We start from the raw sequence: 17,150 nt of genomic DNA, 5'->3' as shown, positions 1-17,150 counted from the left end.
TGAAACGTCTTTTTACTTATTTTGGAAGGCCTCTTTTTAAAGCTATTTCTGCTCTTTTGATGGCAACCTTTTCTTTCCAGTCCATATATTTATTTCTGAAATTGGACTTCATGATATCATCAAATTTACGCTGTACAGTAAGATTCCATAGAGAATGCGCCTTTACTGCCCACGATTTGTCCCAAGCTCTTAATGAAATAGAGAATGAACCATCCAGATACTTCATCCAATGCCACCATCCTGTAGGCATAAACAAAGTATCTCCATGCTCAAGGAAGCATTCAATACCCTCTACACCATCCAATGCGGGAAATTTTGTAAGGTCAGGGTTCTCAATATCATAATCCTCAAGAGCATACGTAGCATATGGAATTTGATATAATCTTTCTCGCCATTTATAATCAAAAAGAAGAACACGCTTCCTTCCATTAAAGTGAGTGTGGAAAATATGCGCCATATCTATATCAAAATGGAGAAATGTTACAGATCCTTTTCCTCCAAAGAACATATTAGGATACTTATCAAGGAAGCCTCCCATTAATTTTTTGGGAGAAATATAATCTTCAAGAAGCTTTGGAGCATATTTTATAGGGTCGAACAGGAAAATTCTTAGATCAGTAGGTTCACGCTGGATAAGATCTATATAATCACTGAACTTCATTTTGGCTGCAGAAGCATTGATGGGAGCAGAGGGATCTGCCTTTGAACTGTCATATAATGGAACTTCCACATCTCCTACGACCTCTTTCATGTATTCCATCGTCCATTTTTGGTAAGCCGGCCAGTTTTTTGCCATATTTTTGATGACAACGGGCCTTCTTGGCTTTAGATATTTTTCGTAGAATTCTTCTTTAGAAATATCATCTACAATATCTATAGGCTTTAAAATTATTCCCATTTTGTAAATTTTATGTTACAAAATTATTAAATAATTATTTACGAACCCAGATTTAAGCTTTTTTTAATATATACCTTAAGTTTAATTTATTATTTAGAATCAATTAAAATAATTATTTTTTTATTTTGTGATAAAAAAGCCATTTTTCTTATATAAATATCAACAAAAATACCCTGCAACAATGTACAGGGTAAAAACACTATTTAATGAATAGAAATCTATTCAGCGCCTAAAATATTGATTTTACTTAAAGGAAAGAACTTGGGTAAAGTTGATAAAATAAAGAATAAATGGCTGTTGAGTTATATTAATTCAATAAATAAAGCAGTGTTTTTAATTTAAATTTTAATTATTGTAAATCAGCTAAATATTTTTAATTTGAGAATAAAATACACTATTTTTTACAATTAATTTAAACGCTGATAATGTGGCTGTTATGTGTTTAATTATTCAATGAATGGTGATTTTGAATAAAAAACCATAAATTTTATCTCTGCAAATCTAAAAACTAAGGATCTTTTCTGTCCTTAATAAAATCAAAATTATGACGATGCTTGTAGTGATATGATTTAACTTTCGAAGATAAAATGCATCTTTAAAAAAGTGTAACGAAAAACCACAATGATTAACTAATTAATCAAATAGTAAATATGAAAAAAAATATTTCCCTATTTCTGATGCTTTTTTTTACTGTGTTTACATTTGCACAGAAAACGGTTTCAGGAAAGATCACTGATGATGACGGGGTAGCTATACCAAGTGCCAGTGTAACCATTGAAGAGCCTGGTAAAGATGCCATTCTTGCCTATGGAATTACCAACTCTAAAGGAGAATACAAGGTGACTTTTACTTCTCCAGAACCCAACGTGGACCTTAAGGTAAAAGCATTCAACCAAAAACCTCTTACAAAACAGGTCGGAAATAGTGATCAGGTTCTGAATTTTAAAATGCAGTCTGAGGCTACAGAAATAAAGGAAGTACAGTTGAAAACCAAAATGATTACGGCAAGAGGAGACACCATCTCTTATGATCTAAAGGCATTCAACAGCAAAAACGACAGAACCCTAGCAGATGTAATGAAAAAGATTCCGGGTATTGAAGTCAATACAGATGGAACCATTCTTTACCAAGGAAATGCCATCAATAAATTCTATGTGAATGGAAAAGACCTTATGGAAGGGGGATATGGTACTATCAACAACTCACTTCCAAAAGATGCTGTACAAAAGGTAGAAGTCCTTGAAAACCACCAACCGGTAAAAATTCTTCAGGATAAAGTACCCTCTGATCAGGCAGCAATCAACATAAAACTTAAAAACTCCGTAACCATGACGGGTAGAGGAGAAGTAGGAACCGGTTTTGGAGATCCATGGCTTTGGAATGTAAAATTGACACCCATGTTTTTCGGACAGAAAAGCCAATGGGTAGTCAACTATAAAACCAATAACATGGGCGAGCAGGTTGAAAATGAGGGAAATATTTTAGCTTTTGGAAGCGGATGGGAAGGGAAAAGATCAAATATCTCTCAAAATAACTGGCTAAGTGTAGAAAATGCTGAAGCCCCCAATCTTCCGGTAAAAAGATATTTACTGAATAACGTACATTACCTTTCTGCCAATTACCTTACCAATATTGACAAGAAAAAAGAATGGGAGCTTAAGGCCAGTGCCAACTATACTAATAACGCGGTAGAAAGAGAATCAAACAGTATTACTACAGATATTCAACAAGGAACACAATATAACACCAGATTTCTGAATAACTTTTATACAGATAAATTAAAAGGAGAGTTGATTTTTACTAAAAATGCTAAAAAAGGATTCTTTAAAAACACTACCACTTTTTCTCAGTTTTGGAATGCAGACCGGGCTGTTGCGGAAAGAAGTGATAGATTTGGAAATGAAGCTTTGGAATCACCTACTACATCATTTCAGAACTCCTTGAGTACAATTATCCCCTGGAAAGAGAAAATGGTAAATTTCAAATCCTATATCAGTTATCAGAATGACAAACAAATTCTGGAAATTTCCCCTGCCAATTATTTGCAGTTTCCTTATCGAGAGGAAGCAACAGATGCATTTACAACCATTAAGTTCACACCCGGATCTACCGCTTTACAAAGTTTCAGAATTAAAAGTTTAGATACATCCCATTCAGCAAACATCAGCTTTTCTACAAAAGGCTGGACTTTCACGCCACAAGTCGGAATTGATTTTTCTACAGATAAGCTAACCACTAATTTTGATGGAATTACAGATGACAACAAACCTGATTTCAGTACTCCGGCATATGAAAATGATTTAAAATTCACAAGAGTTAATCCATCGGCTTCTGTTGGGATTAATTATAAATCAGAAGCATGGAGCTTATTTTCCAGCTTTCCTGTAAATTTTAATAATATAAAAGCAGAGGATGAGTTCAGAAACGTTTCAAAGTCTTTAAGTAAAGTAACCTTTACCCCCAATATTTTTGCTCAATATTCTTTTGCTTCTTTCTTTAAAGCAAGTATGAGTGGAGGCATCAACAATAATTTTGGAGATATACAGACCGCCTATGCCGGATATATTCTGACAAGTCCGGGAGGATTTAATGTTATGAATCCTAAAAACCCAATCCCACAAACAACTACAAAAAATGCAGGAGTAAGACTGGAATATAGAAACCCACTTAATAATCTTTTCTTTAATGTGGGGTATAGATTAAGTGATGCTAAAAATAATTTATTGGCCTCCAGTGCCGTAAACAAATTAGGTTTTAGCGTTATTGAATATATTGAACGGGAGAATAAAAGAACAAGCAATAGCTATTATGCAGAAATAGGAAAATATTTTCCAAAATTTAAATCCAACGCTTCCCTATCATTTAGTAATACCAATTCAAAATCCGAATCCAGAAGAAATGAACAGGATCTTAGCACTAAAAATGATGCAAACTCCTTAGGGTTTAAATTCAACAACACTTATTTCTCTTGGATGAGTGTAGATTTCAACATGACAAAATCATGGAATAAGCAGTCTAACGGAGTTATTCAAAACAATTTAGGAAAAACAGAGGGTTACACACACAATTTGAATGTATTCTTCTATCCACTGGAAAGCCATACAATAGGTTTTTACTGGGATCAAATCAATTCAAAATTAGGGGATACAAAACTAAATAATGGCTTTTTTGATGTTTCATACCAATTTAGCTGGACTAAGAAAAAAGTTGACTTTGAATTAAAGTGGATGAATATTGCCAACAGAAAAGTATTTGAAAAAATCAGTGTAGGAGATGCAACAATTATCCAAACAACAATGCAGCTTCGCCCAAGTCAGGTTATGTTTAGCGTAAAATTCAATTTTAAATAAAGTAAAAACCAATCCCTAGAGATTGGTTTTTTATTGAGATATACTGATTTATTAAAAGCCTTGATAATCGGCAGACGGCCCATAACTTCCAGGCAAAGGAATGTCATTTAGTCTGTAATAAACACCTAATTGTGCTCTGTGATGGGTAATTTGATTTAATGCATGACGAATCGATTCATATTTTGTCCATTTTGCCAGTTCCTGTCCATTGTTTTTCAGTGCCCAGCTTCCATTAAGGTCATTTTCATTGGCATTTTCGAGAGCTTCCTTACCTGATTGGAAATTTTGGTCAAGTGACTGTAAGAGATCTTCTTTGGTTGAAAATTTCTTGGGTTGATAATCACCCTTTCCAAAATCTAGATCAGAGGTTTTGAGCATCGTATTAGGCCATTCAAAGATTTCAGCAATATGGGTGGCAAGAGGCATCAGTTTCATGCTTTTTTCATGAGGAGCATACTCATTTTTTCCGTCAGGATAAGTTTCAAAGAATTTTCTGGTGGTTTGATATTCCGTCTCCAGCTCATTTTTAAATTGTGATAAAGTGTCCATAATATTTTGTTTTTGAGAAAGTTAAAGTTAAAACTTTTACCCCTGAAAATGTTTTAACGGAATCATAATTTTTAATGTTTTACTCTAACCTCTGAAAGAAAATTGAAAAAAACTGTAACAAAATTCCATAATCTATTACTAATTAATAAAACTTGGAAAATGAAAAAGTTATTTTCAGTATTTCTTATCACTCTTTTTGCTTTTGCTGGTGCTCAGGATACCAAAGAAACGGCCAACCGATTCTTTTATGAACTGACTTTTAAACCTAAGAAAGATTCTACAAAACTAGACAAGGTAATTACAATCTTAGACATTACAGATAAAAACCGATCAGTTTATCAGGATTATACTGTAATAGCACAGGATTCTATCATGAAAGTTGAAATAGAAGCCATGAAAAAAGCCGGGATGATGAAAGACCTTAGCAAGTCACTTAAAACCCCAAAAATTTCTGCAAGAATATATAAGGCTTATCCAAGCATGAAAGCTCAGTATGTAGACAAAATTGCCAATGGTTTTACACCAAGTAATATTGGGTACAGTGAAGATCTAAAGTTCAACTGGAATATTCTTAGCGACAAGCAAAAGATTGGAGAATACAATACTCAAAAGGCAACTACTGAGTTTGGAGGAAGAAAATGGACGGCATGGTTTAGTACAGATATCCCTTTTCAGGATGGGCCATATAAATTTTCAGGACTTCCGGGTTTAATCGTAAAGATTGAAGATGCAGATAAAAACTATTCTTGGGTATTGCAAGGGAATAAAAAAGTAAAAGATTATACAGAGTTTTCCTACATTGAAAGCTTGATGGGAGCTTCCGGAGGAAAAGTAAATGAATTATCAAGAGAAAAATTTGAAAAAACATTCAATGATTTCAAAAAAGATCCATTTGCTTCTGTACGTCCAATGATGACACAGGACATGATGTCTAAAACAATTCCCGGAATGGACGGAACACTGGGGGACATGATGAAGAAACAGGAGAAGCAGTACAAGGAGTTTTATAACGCCAACGATAATCCTATCGAAAAAGAGCAACCTGCTTCAGAAAAAAAGAAAAAATAAGCATTCATATCAACTAAATTATATTTCGAGTCAACCCAGATACAGTAATGTATTTGGGTTGATTTCTTTTATGAGCAATCGTTATTTAGATTAAATTTAAATAGCGTATATTTGCAAGACAAAAATTTAGGCTTTGAAAGAGAACGAATTACATAAATTAAGTGGATTTCCTAAGAACAAAATGGGAAAGATATTGGGATATGATAATGACCATCTGAAAATGCCCAATAAAATCATTGAAATGGGCCTCCTTCCGGAGACTGTATTCAGGATTTTGTACCAGGCTCCGTTCAATGGGCCAATGTATGTGGAATTTGGAGCAGAGAAAAGCCGGATTGCTCTTCGTGAGGAAGAAGGAGATTATATCATTGTTGAAGAATTGAATTAATGCAGGCAAACAAGAAAAAACAAATACTTTTAGTTGGGAATCCTAATGTAGGGAAGTCGACGGTTTTTAATGCACTTTGTAACAAAAAGCAGAAAACCGGAAACTATGCAGGTGTTACCGTTGCAAGTCATTCGGGAAATTACGCCTATAAAAATGAAGACGTTGAGGTTGTTGACCTTCCGGGTTCTTATAGTGTATATCCAAGTTCAGAAGATGAGGCTATTTTTTCAAAATACCTTATTGACGAACAAAAAAACTATGCAGGAGTTGTTTATATTCTTGAAGCATTAAGCCTAAAAAGAGGTCTTCTTTTATTTCAGCAGATTCAGGATCTTGGAATTCCCATGATTTTGATTGTGAATCAGATAGATCAGGCAGAACGAAGAGGAATTACCATAGATATTCAAAAGTTTTCTGAAGCATTAGGGATTAAAATTATTCAAACCAATGCCAAAGAACAGATTGGTATCAATGAAGTAAGAGATGCTGTTTATAACAATGAATTTGTAAAGACAGATAAACTTTCTTTTGAAACCCCTGCCGAACACAGAGATTTTATCCAAAAACTGACCTCTCATAAAGGGCTGGATAATGAATATAAAGCATGGATGAGCCTTTCATTAGGAACAGATCTTGGAAAGATAGGATCTGTAATGGAACAGATCAATGAATCTGATGCTAAAAGTTTGGTTCCAAAAAGATTACAGGTTCAGGAGACCGTTAGGAGATACCAAACCGTTGATAAAATATTAGAGAATGTAATTTCCAAGAAGCCGCAGTTCAAAGAATTGCTAACGGAAAAACTGGATAAGGTTTTAGTTCATAAGTTCTGGGGTTACATTGTTTTCTTAGCCATCTTATTGGTAATTTTCCAAAGTGTTTTCTTCCTTGCAGAATATCCAATGAACTGGATTGAAGAAACTTTCTCGTGGTTGGCTGCATTTACCAATGAACATCTTCCTGAAGGACCTGTTAATTCACTAATTTCTAACGGAATTGTTCCGGGAATCGGTGGAATTGTAGTTTTTGCACCACAAATCGGAATTTTATTATATTTCCTCTACTTATTGGAGGATTCAGGTTATATGGCAAGGGTTGTTTTCCTTATGGATAGACTTCTTCGCCCATTTGGACTTAACGGAAAAAGTATCGTTCCTCTTGTTTCAGGAACAGCTTGTGCAATCCCGGCGGTAATTTCTACAAGGAACATTGAAAACGTTAAAGAAAGATTACTGACGATATTGGTAACGCCGTTCATGACGTGTTCAGCGAGACTTCCGGTGTACAGTATCATTATTGGATTAATCATTTCTGAAGGATCTTTCCTGGGTATAAAATATAAGGCACTCGTATTGATGGGAATGTATTTGCTGGGCTTTTTAGTCGCACTACTTTCTGCAGCAATTCTTAAAGGATTTATTAAAGACAAAGGAAAAACATATTTGGTAATGGACCTTCCTGCTTATAAAAAACCACTTTTTGGCTATGACTTTAAAATGGTTTTGGGTAAAGTATGGGATTTCATCACTGGAGCAGGTAAAATTATCTTCATTGTAAGTATTATTATCTGGTTTTTAAGCTATTTCGGACCTAAGCAGAATCCAAACGAATTGGTAGCCGCAAATGTTGAACTAGACCATTCTTACCTTGCCAAAATGGGTAAAGGAATAGAGCCGGTAATTGCTCCATTGGGCTACGACTGGAAAATGGGAGTAGGGATTCTTACAAGTTTCGTGGCAAGAGAAGTGTTTGTGGGAACAATGTCTACACTTTATAGCCTTGAAGATGATGCTCCTGAGGTAAAAGTGATTGATAAAATGAGACGAGATGTGAAGCCAAACGGAGAGAAAGTCTTCAGTTTTGCAACAGGAATCTCGGTCCTTTTATTCTATGCATTTGCAATGCAGTGTATTTCTACACTGGCAGTAGTCTATAGAGAAACCAAAAGCTGGAAATGGACAGGCTTTCAGGTGGCTATGATGACAGGTTTGGCATATTTTGTGTCGATGATAGCATATCAAATTTTAAAGTAATGGATTCTTCATTAATTTTTCAGTACATACTTGTTGCATTAATTGTAGCTTTTGCTTGTTTCTCTCTATTTAAGGTGCTTAAAAAGAACTTTGCTCCAAAGAAATTTAGCTCCAAAAGAACAAATTGCGATAAAGATTGCGGTTGTTCTTAACATAACATTCAGCGGATAATTGAAAAAAATGTAGTAATTTCATTTTTTTAATTTAAAATATCCAGTTTGAGCGTTCCAAGAATAGTACTTGCATTATTATTTTTTTTATTTGCTATTCCGGCAAATGCACAAAAGGATACTACTGATATCAAGTCCTACGCAGATCAGGTAATGATTCGCGCCAATCTGGATACCAATATTGAAAGCTTTATTTTCTCAGAAGGAGAGGAGGGAAAGGGGCAACAGCAGATATTTACAATCAACAATAAAACAAAAGTTTCCTTATCTGTTGACTATAAGATCATCAGTGCAACCGTATCGTTTGCGCCTAAGTTTTTTTCAGAAAATAAGGACAATGAACTAAAAGGAAACAGTTCCTATACGGATTTTAGTTTCAGATTATTCCCCAAAAGATTCATCCAGACTCTTTATTACAAAAACGTTAAAGGGTTTTATATTGAAAACATGCAGGATCTTTTCCCCAATTGGAGGGAGGGTGATCCTTATATGCAGTTTCCAGACTTAAGAGTACAGAGTTTTGGTGGTTCTACGTCGTATATCCTCAACAAAAATTTTTCAGCAAAAAGTATCTATACCCAAGGCGAATGGCAGAGTAAAAGCTCAGGAAGCTGGGTTCCGTTTCTAGATTATGACCTTACTGTTTTCAGAAATAAGGTAGATGAGAAAAAAGTTAAAGAAACACAGTATAAAATTGGTGGGAATATCGGCTACTTCTACAATTGGGTGCTCGGGAAGAATGTAAATATTTCACCCTATCTTGCCCTTGGGCTTGGTGGGAAATTTTCAACCTATCGGGATGCTCAGGAGGATAATTCAAGAGTAAATGCACAATATTTAACGTTAAGAATGGAAGGCGGTCTTCATGTGGGATATAACACGGATCGGTTTTTATTTGGTGGGAAAATGAATTTTAATGCCTACACTTATAATCAGGCAAAAAATCAAGCTATACAAAATAATAATGTGTATGGTTTGCTGTACATTGGTTATCGTTTTGCACCTCCCAGAGTGGTAAAGAATACCTATGACAAAATTCAAAAAAAGATTCCTGTTTTATAAGTTGAAAATCTTTTTAAGTATCTTTGTTTCGGACAAATTATAATACTAACAATAAGAAATAAAAAACATAATGTCGTTAATAAAATCTATTTCAGGAATTCGCGGAACCATTGGCGGAAGAGTTAATGATAACCTTACACCGCTGGATGTGGTAAAATTTGCATCCGCATTCGGAACCTGGCTTCAGAACAATAAAAATAAAAAAGACCTTACCCTTATCATCGGAAGAGATGCCAGAATTTCTGGTCAGATGGTTTCTTCCTTAGTTACTGCTACATTGCAAGGGTTAGGGATCAACGTGGTAGATTTAGGACTTTCTACAACGCCTACCGTGGAAATAATGGTGCCTGAATTGAATGCTGACGGAGGAATTATCCTTACAGCATCTCACAACCCAAAACAATGGAATGCCCTTAAGCTTTTAAACGAAAAAGGAGAATTCATCAGTGGGGAAAACGGTGCTGAAGTTCTTGCTCTTGCAGAAAACGAAGACTTCAATTATGCTGAGGTAGATGATCTTGGGAAGTATGAAACAAGAGAAGACGCTTTCGATATCCATATTCAGCAGATTCTTGATTTGCCGATGGTAGATGTTGAAGCCATTAAAGCAAAAAACTTCAAGGTAGTACTGGATGCTGTAAACTCTACAGGAGGTATTGCAATTCCAATGCTATTGGATAAATTAGGTTGCGAAACTATTAAATTATACTGTGAACCAACAGGTCACTTCCCTCACAATCCGGAACCTTTAAAAGAACATTTGGGAGACATTTGCGAGTTAGTTAAAAAAGAAAATGCAGATTTTGGAGTAGTTGTAGACCCGGATGTAGACAGATTAGCCCTTATTGATGAAAAGGGAGAAATGTTCGGAGAAGAATATACATTAGTTGCTATTGCAGATTACTTATTAAAACATAAAAACGGGGTAGCAATCTCTAATCTTTCTTCAAGCCGTGCCTTGAGGGATGTAGCACAGTCACATAACTCAGAATACTTTGCAAGTGCTGTAGGAGAAGTAAATGTAGTGACCTTAATGAAAGAGAAAAATGCTGTCATTGGAGGCGAAGGTAACGGAGGTATTATTTATCCGGAATTACACTACGGAAGAGACTCTTTAGTAGGAGTAGCCCTATTCTTAACTCATTTAGCAAAGGAAAACAAAACCGTTTCTGAACTAAGAGCAGGATATCCAAGCTATTTCATGGGTAAAAAGAAAATAGAACTGACACCGGAGATTGATGTAGATGCTATTTTAAGCAAAATGGAACAAGAGTACCAAAATGAAGAGGTTTCTACTGTAGATGGTGTTAAAATAGACTTTGAAAACAATTGGGTTCACCTTAGAAAATCCAATACAGAACCGATCATCAGAATTTATACAGAAGCTAAATCTCAGGAAGAAGCTGATAAATTAGGAGATGATATCATTGCCAAAATTAAAAGTTTAATTTAAATAAATCAAAAGAACGGAGCTTTATGGGTTCCGTTCTTTTTTTATACTGATATGTTTGAGCACATCAAGAACAAATTCCCTTTCCCAAAGGAAAAATGGAGAAAGTTTTTAGGAAGTTTTGAAAGAATGGAAGTTCCTGCTAAAACCTTGCTTTTACACGAGGGAGAGGTTTCATACAATGCTTTTTATATAGAGAAGGGAATCATAAGAGCATGGTATAATAATGACGGTAAGGATGTGACATTTCAGTTCTTTCTGGAAAACACGATGTTTTCTTCTTTGGAAAGCTTTAAAAAAGGTCTTCCCAGTATGGTTTCCTTTGAAACAATAGAACCTTGTATTCTGTATAAAATCAAGAAGCCTGATGTTGAAAACTTTCTGGAAGAGGTTTATGATAACCAGGAACTTAGAACCCTATTTATGGATGCCCTTTTCGAAAGGATATTCGATTATATGAAACATTTCTTTTCATTCATCAAAGATACTCCACAGCAGCGATATCTTAATCTGGTTAAAGCAAAACCAGAGATCATCAAAAGGGTTCCTCAACATTATATCGCTTCCTATCTTGGGATTACAACAGTGCATCTCAGCAGGATAAAAAGCAAAATTTTGAAAGAAAATCTTTTATAATACAAAGCACACAAAGAATTTATTACGTCTATTGATAGAGCTTGATAAGTTCAAGGTTTCGTATTGCTTTTAAAACTGATAACAAATGTTATTGCACGGCATGTCTTTCCGGAAATAATTTTGCAGGAAAATTTAATATAATGAAAGCAGCAGTCGTATTTGAAAAAGGGCAAACCCCTCAATATGCAGATTTTCCGGAACCGAAAGTAATACAGGAGAATGAAGTTCTGGTATCTGTAAAGGCAGCATCCATCAAAAACCTTGATAAAGCAAGAGCTAGTGGAAAGCATTATTCTACCGAAAATAAAACACATCAACCAACTATTGTAGGGTCTGATGGAGTGGGGTACTTGGAAAATGGTTCAAAAGTTTATTTTTTTAGTAAAAAAGGAACCGTTGCAGAGAAAGCAGTCGCAGATAAGAAAATGATGGTTGAAATTCCTGAAGAATTAGACTTTTCTACAGCCGCAGCATTGCCAAACGCTGTTATGGGGTCTGCAATGGCTTTAAGGTTTAAGGCAAAAATACAACCCGGAGATGTTGTACTAGTGAATGGCGCAACAGGAATTACGGGCAGAATAGCCGTACAGATTGCAAAACTGTATGGCGCTAAAAAAATTATTGTCACCGGAAGAAATGAAAAATCCCTACAAGTACTTCACGAATTGGGAGCTGATGAGGCTATATCCCTGCATCTAAGCGATGAAGACTTTAAAGAAAAAATAAAAAATATTCACAAGGAAACACCTATAGATATTGTACTGGACTATATCTGGGGACATTCTGTGGAGATGATTTTATCAGCATTTAAAGGGGATGGAACATTCTCTCATAAGGTGAAGCTGGTTACGATAGGAGGAATGAGTGGAGATACCATTCAATTATCTTCACAAATTCTTAGAGGAACCGATATTCAAATTTCAGGGTCAGGGTTGGGAAGTTGGACCAAAGAAGAATCTGCCCTTTTATTTTCAGAAATCATTCCGGAAATGTTTCAGGCAGCCGTAGATGGAAACATTAAAATAGAAACAGAAGAGGCTGATATTAAAAATATCGAAGCGGTATGGAATGAAGAGATACAAACCGGAAAAAGGCTTGTAATAAGAATTTAACCCCAATTTCCATTTTTTTATCCACAATCCTTTTATTGGTTTTCTTTTTTTACTATTTTTATAATAGAAATTTATGAAATGGTTAATTCAAAAAAAAATCGCAACTTTGCATAAATATTTGAATATCAGTTTCAGATGTATTATTAATTAAACGTTTGCCGGGGTCTGTAAGTAACTTCAGGCATCGGGCCGACAAAGAGGACACTATTGGAAGAGTATTTTGGAAATGAACTTGTAAAAAAGTTCGAGGAAATGATGGAAAACAATGACGAATTCTACTTCGATACAGAAGAGTTAGAAGATATCATTGTTTATTATTTGGAGCTTGGTGATTTTAATTACGCCGATATGGCTGTTAATTATGGACTGAAGCTTCATCCTAATTCATTGGATATCAAGATTAAAAAGCTTGAGATTCTTTTGGAGTGGGAAGAGTATAATACGGCTAAAGATCTTATCAATGAGCTGAAAGGTTCCTCCATGGAAAATACAGACTTTTTGGTATGCTACGCCAAGTATTATTCGAACCTGGGAAATCCCAGAAAATCCATTGAAATCTGCAAGAAAGCCTTGACCTTAGAAGAAGAAGAAAATTTTCTTCACAACTTTATTGCGGATGAATATGTGAATCTTGGAGATCCCTTTAACGCTCTTAAGCACTATAGAAAAGCATTGAAGGAAGATCCTTCCGACGAATATGCCCTTGAAAATTCTATGGTGTGCTTCAGTGATCTGAACAAGAGTGAGGAGGCTATTGCCTTTCTTAATGAATATTTAGATGATTTCCCTTATTCCGAGATTGCATGGTTTGAATATGGGCAGTTCTATTTTAATAGAAAAAACTACGAAGAATCAATAAGAGGGTATGACTATTTAATAGCCATCAATTCAAATTCTGTAGGAGTATATGCCAATAAAGCAGCATGTTATGAAGCTTTAGGACAATATCAAAAAGCAATCGAAACTTATGAGGAAATGCTTGAACTTGAATATACCAAGGCATTTACCTTTTATAAGATCGGATTATGTAATAAAGCACTAAAGCAACCTATTGTAGCTTTGAATGCTTTCCAGAAATCGTTAAGAGAAGACCCACAGTTTTATCTTGCGATGATGGAGCAATCCTACCTGTATGAAGAAATGGGTGGGATGACAGAGGCACTACATTTTGCTAAGGAAGCAACCCAATTGAATGAAGACAACCTTGATTATCAAAAAAGATTGGCATTTTTATTTATTGATTCAGGAAAATTTGAAGAAAGTCTTTCCTGTCTTAAAAAATTAGTAGATGCAGAGCCTTCAAGGTTTTACAATTGGTATGCTTATTCTGAAGTATTGATGCTTGTAGGTGAATATGAAGAAGCCGTAACGGTTTTGAATGCAGCAGTAAAGAGCCATCACAGAGCAGAATTGTTTTATCAGCTAAGCAACTGTTTTTTTAATCTAAAGCAACAGGATAAAGGAGTGGAATCTCTTCAGAAAGCCTTGGAACTTGACCCATCTCTGGTTAAGGATATGCAAAAAAAATATCCGTTCATCAAGGATGAAGTGAAAAAGGTTAAGACAACCAAAGTGAAGAAAAAGAACTAGATTTAATCTAAAATAATAAAAAACCTGCAGAAATGTGGGTTTTTTTGTTGAAAACTATGTCAAATATAATTCTATTTTTTTTGATTTGTCCTTAAAAATATCAATCCAGCAATGATGATTCCGGCACCTATAAACTGTATATAGGTTAGCTTTTCTCCATCAATAATTCCCCATATGATAGCAACGATAGGCATAACCAAAGTAACTGTTGAGGCAAAAAGAGGGGTAGAAACTTTTAATAAACGATAATTCATCATCATGGCCAGTCCTGTTCCGAATACGGATAATAAACTCACAAACATTAACCCTATCAGATTATCTCTTGAAAAAGAGAATTCAGAAAAGAACCCCGTACTGGTTAATGCTATAATGGATGGGAAAAGCAAAACAAAGGAAAATACAAATGCAGATAAAACTGTGGAAGAAACTTCCATAAGCTTTGATTTTACTGTTGTTGTGCTTAGTGCATAACATAAGGTGGCCAATAAAAGGAGTAGGATAGGTATTATCTTAAGCTCCCCACTGTCACCGCCCCCAAAGGCAAGAATACAAACTCCCGTAAAACTTATTAATGTTCCTACAATTTGTTTCTTCGTTGTTTCAAATTTCCAAACCAACGCCCCAACGATAATCACAAAAATGGGCATCATAGAATTAACAATTCCCGCAATACTGCTACTTATTTCCGTTTCAGCGATAGGAAACAGGAACATTGGGATGAAATTCCCTGTAAATGCAGCTAAAATAAGCCACTTTAAATGTTTTTTCGGAAAAAGCTTGTAGTTGGCAATAGCTATAGGAAGCAAGATAATTCCGGCAATAAGAACCCTTAATGATCCTACCTGAAACGGGTTAAAATGTTCCAGCGATTTTTTGATTAAGATAAAAGAAGATCCCCAGATAATACTAAGGATAACCAGAAGAAGCCATTTTTCTTTATCTGCGTTCATTGTTTTCGTGTAGGATTTTTAAAAATTCTTTTTTAGGAATCATTTTAGCTCCCAAGCTTTCCAAATGCTCGGTATGAGATTGGCAGTCAATTAATTCAATCTGATCTTTGTTGTTTTCCACAAAGTGAATAAATCCAGCCTTTGAAGCATTGCTTACCTTGGCAAACATGCTTTCTCCGCAGAAAACATTGCCGATTTGCAGACCATAGAATCCACCAACCAACTCTCCATCCTGCCAAACTTCAATACTTTTCGCCAGGCCATATTCGTGAAGTTTAATGAAAGAATTCATCAATTCATCAGAAAGCCATGTTCCCGATTGTCCTTTTCGATGAGATTGCTGACAATTTTTAATCACTTCCCTGAAATTTTGATTCTCAGAAAAGGTGAAAGTATTTCTATTCATTATCTTTCTCATCGATTTTGAAACCTTAATTTCTTCAGGAATCAAAATAAATCTAGGGTCCGGGCACCACCATAGAATCTCCTCTCCTGGATTATACCAAGGAAAAATTCCTAATTGATAAGCAAACCAGATGCGCTCCAAAGACAAATCGCCCCCATAAGCAATAAGTCCATCATGCCCATCATACAGCTCAGGATCAGGAAATGAAATCTCGTTTTCGTCTAGTCGGACCATTTTTTAGCAAAAAAATCCCACTTAATAAAGTAGGATTTATATTTGATTTTTATTCTTTAATTAAAAAGGTAAATCGTCGTCATCGTCTCCGGCAAACGGATTCTCATTAGAAACAGGAGAAGCTGACTGCTGAGGCATTGCCTGAGTAGGTTCAGATCCATTATCAAAAACTTTCTCTACTTTCCATCCTGTAATAGAATTGAAGTACTTAGTTTCACCTTGTGGAGAAACCCATTCTCTTCCTCTGATATTGATTCCTATCTTTACATTCTCACCTTCCTTAATGTTGTCTAATAAACTGATCTTATCAGACAAAAATTCTATGTTTATCGGCTGTGGATACTGTTCTTGAGTTAAAATAACCAATTCTCTTTTTTGAAACCCACTTGCAAATGTTTGAGTTTCAGAAAGTTTCTTTACCGTTCCTTGTAATTCCATATTGTAATTATTAACGCTGTAAAAGTAAGAAAAGGAAATGTAATAATAGGTGCCATGGGTGAAAAATGTAGAAATTTTAATTTTTTTTCTGAAAAAGTTTGGAGGTAAAGGAAATTGTCCTATATTTGCACTCACAAAAACGAAGCAAGCTCTTTAAACTTACAATATAAAAAAAACCAGCGGATGTGGTGTAATTGGTAGCCATGCCAGACTTAGGATCTGGTGCCGTGAGGCGTGGGGGTTCGAGTCCCTTCATCCGCACTATGCGAAAATAGCTCAGCTGGTAGAGCACAACCTTGCCAAGGTTGGGGTCGCGGGTTCGAATCCCGTTTTTCGCTCCACACCTGCCCTGGTGGTGGAACTGGTAGACACGCAGGACTTAAAATCCTGTGCCTTTGGCGTGCGGGTTCAAGTCCCGCCTGGGGTACAAAGCCCTCTGTATTTCGTTACGGAGGGTTTTTTGTTTTTATAGAGAGTATAGAGTTCTTTTAAATTAAAAAAATATTCTTATATTTGTAAGAATTATAGATTGTATCTGTAAAAGCAGATCAATATAACAAGCGGATGTGGTGTAATTGGTAGCCATGCCAGACTTAGGATCTGGTGCCGTGAGGCGTGGGGGTTCGAGTCCCTTCATCCGCACTACGCGAAAAATTAGGATTTGAAGCAAATCCTAATTTTTTCGCTCCACACCAGCCCTGGTGGTGGAACTGGTAGACACGCAGGACTTAAAATCCTGTGTTCGTAAGAACGTGCGGGTTCAAGTCCCGCCCGGGGTACTAAAACCCTCTGTAACTTCGGTTAACAGAGGGTTTT

Annotated in this window: 14 protein-coding genes and 5 tRNA genes; 14 read left to right on the top strand and 5 right to left on the bottom strand. The window is 35.6% G+C overall.

What is annotated here, in order from left to right; genetic code table 11:
- Positions 1–16: 16 nt before the first annotated feature.
- Positions 17–898: a cupin-like domain-containing protein gene (locus C1638_RS10705; protein ID WP_109620817.1), complete on the bottom strand. Its 882-nt coding sequence runs from the start codon at positions 896–898 to the stop codon at positions 17–19.
- A gap of 650 nt (positions 899–1,548) precedes the next feature.
- Here C1638_RS10705 and C1638_RS10700 point away from each other — a divergent pair.
- A complete protein-coding gene (locus C1638_RS10700) occupies positions 1,549–4,248 on the top strand; it encodes a Plug and carboxypeptidase regulatory-like domain-containing protein (protein ID WP_109620815.1) in 2,700 nt (899 codons plus the stop codon).
- Between the two features lie 51 nt (positions 4,249–4,299).
- Here C1638_RS10700 and C1638_RS10695 read toward each other — a convergent pair whose 3' ends face one another.
- The gene (locus tag C1638_RS10695; protein ID WP_109620813.1) at positions 4,300–4,797 is read right to left on the bottom strand and encodes a DinB family protein; all 498 of its coding nucleotides are present in this window, start codon (positions 4,795–4,797) and stop codon (positions 4,300–4,302) included.
- Positions 4,798–4,956: 159 nt separating this feature from the next.
- Between C1638_RS10695 and C1638_RS10690 the strand changes: the two genes are divergently transcribed.
- From C1638_RS10690 to C1638_RS10655, 8 genes are all read left to right on the top strand, one after another.
- Positions 4,957–5,865, top strand: coding sequence for a GLPGLI family protein (locus C1638_RS10690; protein ID WP_109621730.1), 909 nt, complete (start codon positions 4,957–4,959; stop codon positions 5,863–5,865).
- Positions 5,866–5,998: 133 nt separating this feature from the next.
- A complete protein-coding gene (locus tag C1638_RS10685) occupies positions 5,999–6,253 on the top strand; it encodes a FeoA family protein (RefSeq protein WP_076352849.1) in 255 nt (84 codons plus the stop codon).
- Complete coding sequence (feoB, locus tag C1638_RS10680; protein ID WP_109620811.1) at positions 6,253–8,286, top strand: ferrous iron transport protein B; 2,034 nt, start codon at positions 6,253–6,255, stop codon at positions 8,284–8,286. Before C1638_RS10685 ends, feoB begins: the two co-directional genes overlap by 1 nt.
- Before the next feature lie 218 nt (positions 8,287–8,504).
- Positions 8,505–9,518, top strand: a complete 1,014-nt coding sequence (locus C1638_RS10675) for a DUF4421 family protein (protein ID WP_109620809.1) — start codon at positions 8,505–8,507, stop codon at positions 9,516–9,518.
- Positions 9,519–9,588: 70 nt separating this feature from the next.
- Positions 9,589–10,971 carry a phosphoglucosamine mutase gene (gene glmM, locus C1638_RS10670; protein WP_109620807.1) on the top strand — a complete coding sequence of 461 codons (1,383 nt, stop codon included), beginning with the start codon at positions 9,589–9,591 and terminating at the stop codon, positions 10,969–10,971.
- A 51-nt stretch (positions 10,972–11,022) separates the two neighbouring features.
- A complete protein-coding gene (locus C1638_RS10665; RefSeq protein WP_109620805.1) occupies positions 11,023–11,604 on the top strand; it encodes a Crp/Fnr family transcriptional regulator in 582 nt (193 codons plus the stop codon).
- A 140-nt stretch (positions 11,605–11,744) separates the two neighbouring features.
- Positions 11,745–12,716 carry a quinone oxidoreductase family protein gene (locus tag C1638_RS10660; RefSeq protein WP_109620803.1) on the top strand — a complete coding sequence of 324 codons (972 nt, stop codon included), beginning with the start codon at positions 11,745–11,747 and terminating at the stop codon, positions 12,714–12,716.
- 207 nt (positions 12,717–12,923) lie between these two features.
- Entirely contained in the window at positions 12,924–14,306 is a 1,383-nt protein-coding gene (locus tag C1638_RS10655; protein ID WP_109620801.1) for a tetratricopeptide repeat protein, read from the top strand.
- Between the two features lie 71 nt (positions 14,307–14,377).
- Here C1638_RS10655 and C1638_RS10650 read toward each other — a convergent pair whose 3' ends face one another.
- From C1638_RS10650 to C1638_RS10640, 3 genes are read right to left on the bottom strand one after another with little or no spacing between them, the layout of a single operon-like run.
- Positions 14,378–15,256 carry a DMT family transporter gene (locus C1638_RS10650; protein WP_109620799.1) on the bottom strand — a complete coding sequence of 293 codons (879 nt, stop codon included), beginning with the start codon at positions 15,254–15,256 and terminating at the stop codon, positions 14,378–14,380.
- The gene (aat, locus tag C1638_RS10645) at positions 15,243–15,896 is read right to left on the bottom strand and encodes a leucyl/phenylalanyl-tRNA--protein transferase (protein ID WP_109620797.1); all 654 of its coding nucleotides are present in this window, start codon (positions 15,894–15,896) and stop codon (positions 15,243–15,245) included. Before aat ends, C1638_RS10650 begins: the two co-directional genes overlap by 14 nt.
- 60 nt (positions 15,897–15,956) lie before the next feature.
- Positions 15,957–16,334 (bottom strand): DUF3127 domain-containing protein, encoded by a 378-nt coding sequence (locus tag C1638_RS10640; protein ID WP_109621728.1) that lies wholly within the window; start codon positions 16,332–16,334, stop codon positions 15,957–15,959.
- A 179-nt stretch (positions 16,335–16,513) separates the two neighbouring features.
- On the opposite strand from C1638_RS10640, the gene C1638_RS10635 reads away from it, so the two are divergent.
- From C1638_RS10635 to C1638_RS10615, 5 genes are all read left to right on the top strand, one after another.
- Positions 16,514–16,595: transfer RNA gene (locus C1638_RS10635), tRNA-Leu, on the top strand.
- Between the two features lie 4 nt (positions 16,596–16,599).
- A tRNA-Gly gene (locus C1638_RS10630) sits at positions 16,600–16,675 on the top strand.
- A gap of 5 nt (positions 16,676–16,680) precedes the next feature.
- Positions 16,681–16,761, top strand: a tRNA-Leu gene (locus tag C1638_RS10625).
- Positions 16,762–16,894: 133 nt separating this feature from the next.
- A tRNA-Leu gene (locus C1638_RS10620) sits at positions 16,895–16,976 on the top strand.
- Positions 16,977–17,029: 53 nt separating this feature from the next.
- Positions 17,030–17,113, top strand: a tRNA-Leu gene (locus C1638_RS10615).
- Positions 17,114–17,150: the final 37 nt, after the last annotated feature.

It is taken from the genome of Chryseobacterium oncorhynchi, from assembly GCF_002899895.1.
Classification (GTDB): Bacteria; Bacteroidota; Bacteroidia; order Flavobacteriales; family Weeksellaceae; genus Chryseobacterium; species Chryseobacterium oncorhynchi.
The sequence above is the reverse complement of the archived record's forward strand: the minus strand, read 5'-3'. Positions and strand labels throughout refer to the sequence as shown.

Coding starts and splice junctions, on each gene's coding strand:
- C1638_RS10705 (WP_109620817.1), bottom strand. CDS start 898: ATGGGAATAATTTTAAAGCCTATAGATATTGTAGATGATATTTCTAAA.
- C1638_RS10695 (WP_109620813.1), bottom strand. CDS start 4,797: ATGGACACTTTATCACAATTTAAAAATGAGCTGGAGACGGAATATCAA.
- aat (WP_109620797.1), bottom strand. CDS start 15,896: ATGGTCCGACTAGACGAAAACGAGATTTCATTTCCTGATCCTGAGCTG.
- C1638_RS10690 (WP_109621730.1), top strand. CDS start 4,957: ATGAAAAAGTTATTTTCAGTATTTCTTATCACTCTTTTTGCTTTTGCT.
- feoB (WP_109620811.1), top strand. CDS start 6,253: ATGCAGGCAAACAAGAAAAAACAAATACTTTTAGTTGGGAATCCTAAT.
- C1638_RS10650 (WP_109620799.1), bottom strand. CDS start 15,256: ATGAACGCAGATAAAGAAAAATGGCTTCTTCTGGTTATCCTTAGTATT.
- glmM (WP_109620807.1), top strand. CDS start 9,589: ATGTCGTTAATAAAATCTATTTCAGGAATTCGCGGAACCATTGGCGGA.
- C1638_RS10660 (WP_109620803.1), top strand. CDS start 11,745: ATGAAAGCAGCAGTCGTATTTGAAAAAGGGCAAACCCCTCAATATGCA.
- C1638_RS10640 (WP_109621728.1), bottom strand. CDS start 16,334: ATGGAATTACAAGGAACGGTAAAGAAACTTTCTGAAACTCAAACATTT.
- C1638_RS10700 (WP_109620815.1), top strand. CDS start 1,549: ATGAAAAAAAATATTTCCCTATTTCTGATGCTTTTTTTTACTGTGTTT.
- C1638_RS10665 (WP_109620805.1), top strand. CDS start 11,023: ATGTTTGAGCACATCAAGAACAAATTCCCTTTCCCAAAGGAAAAATGG.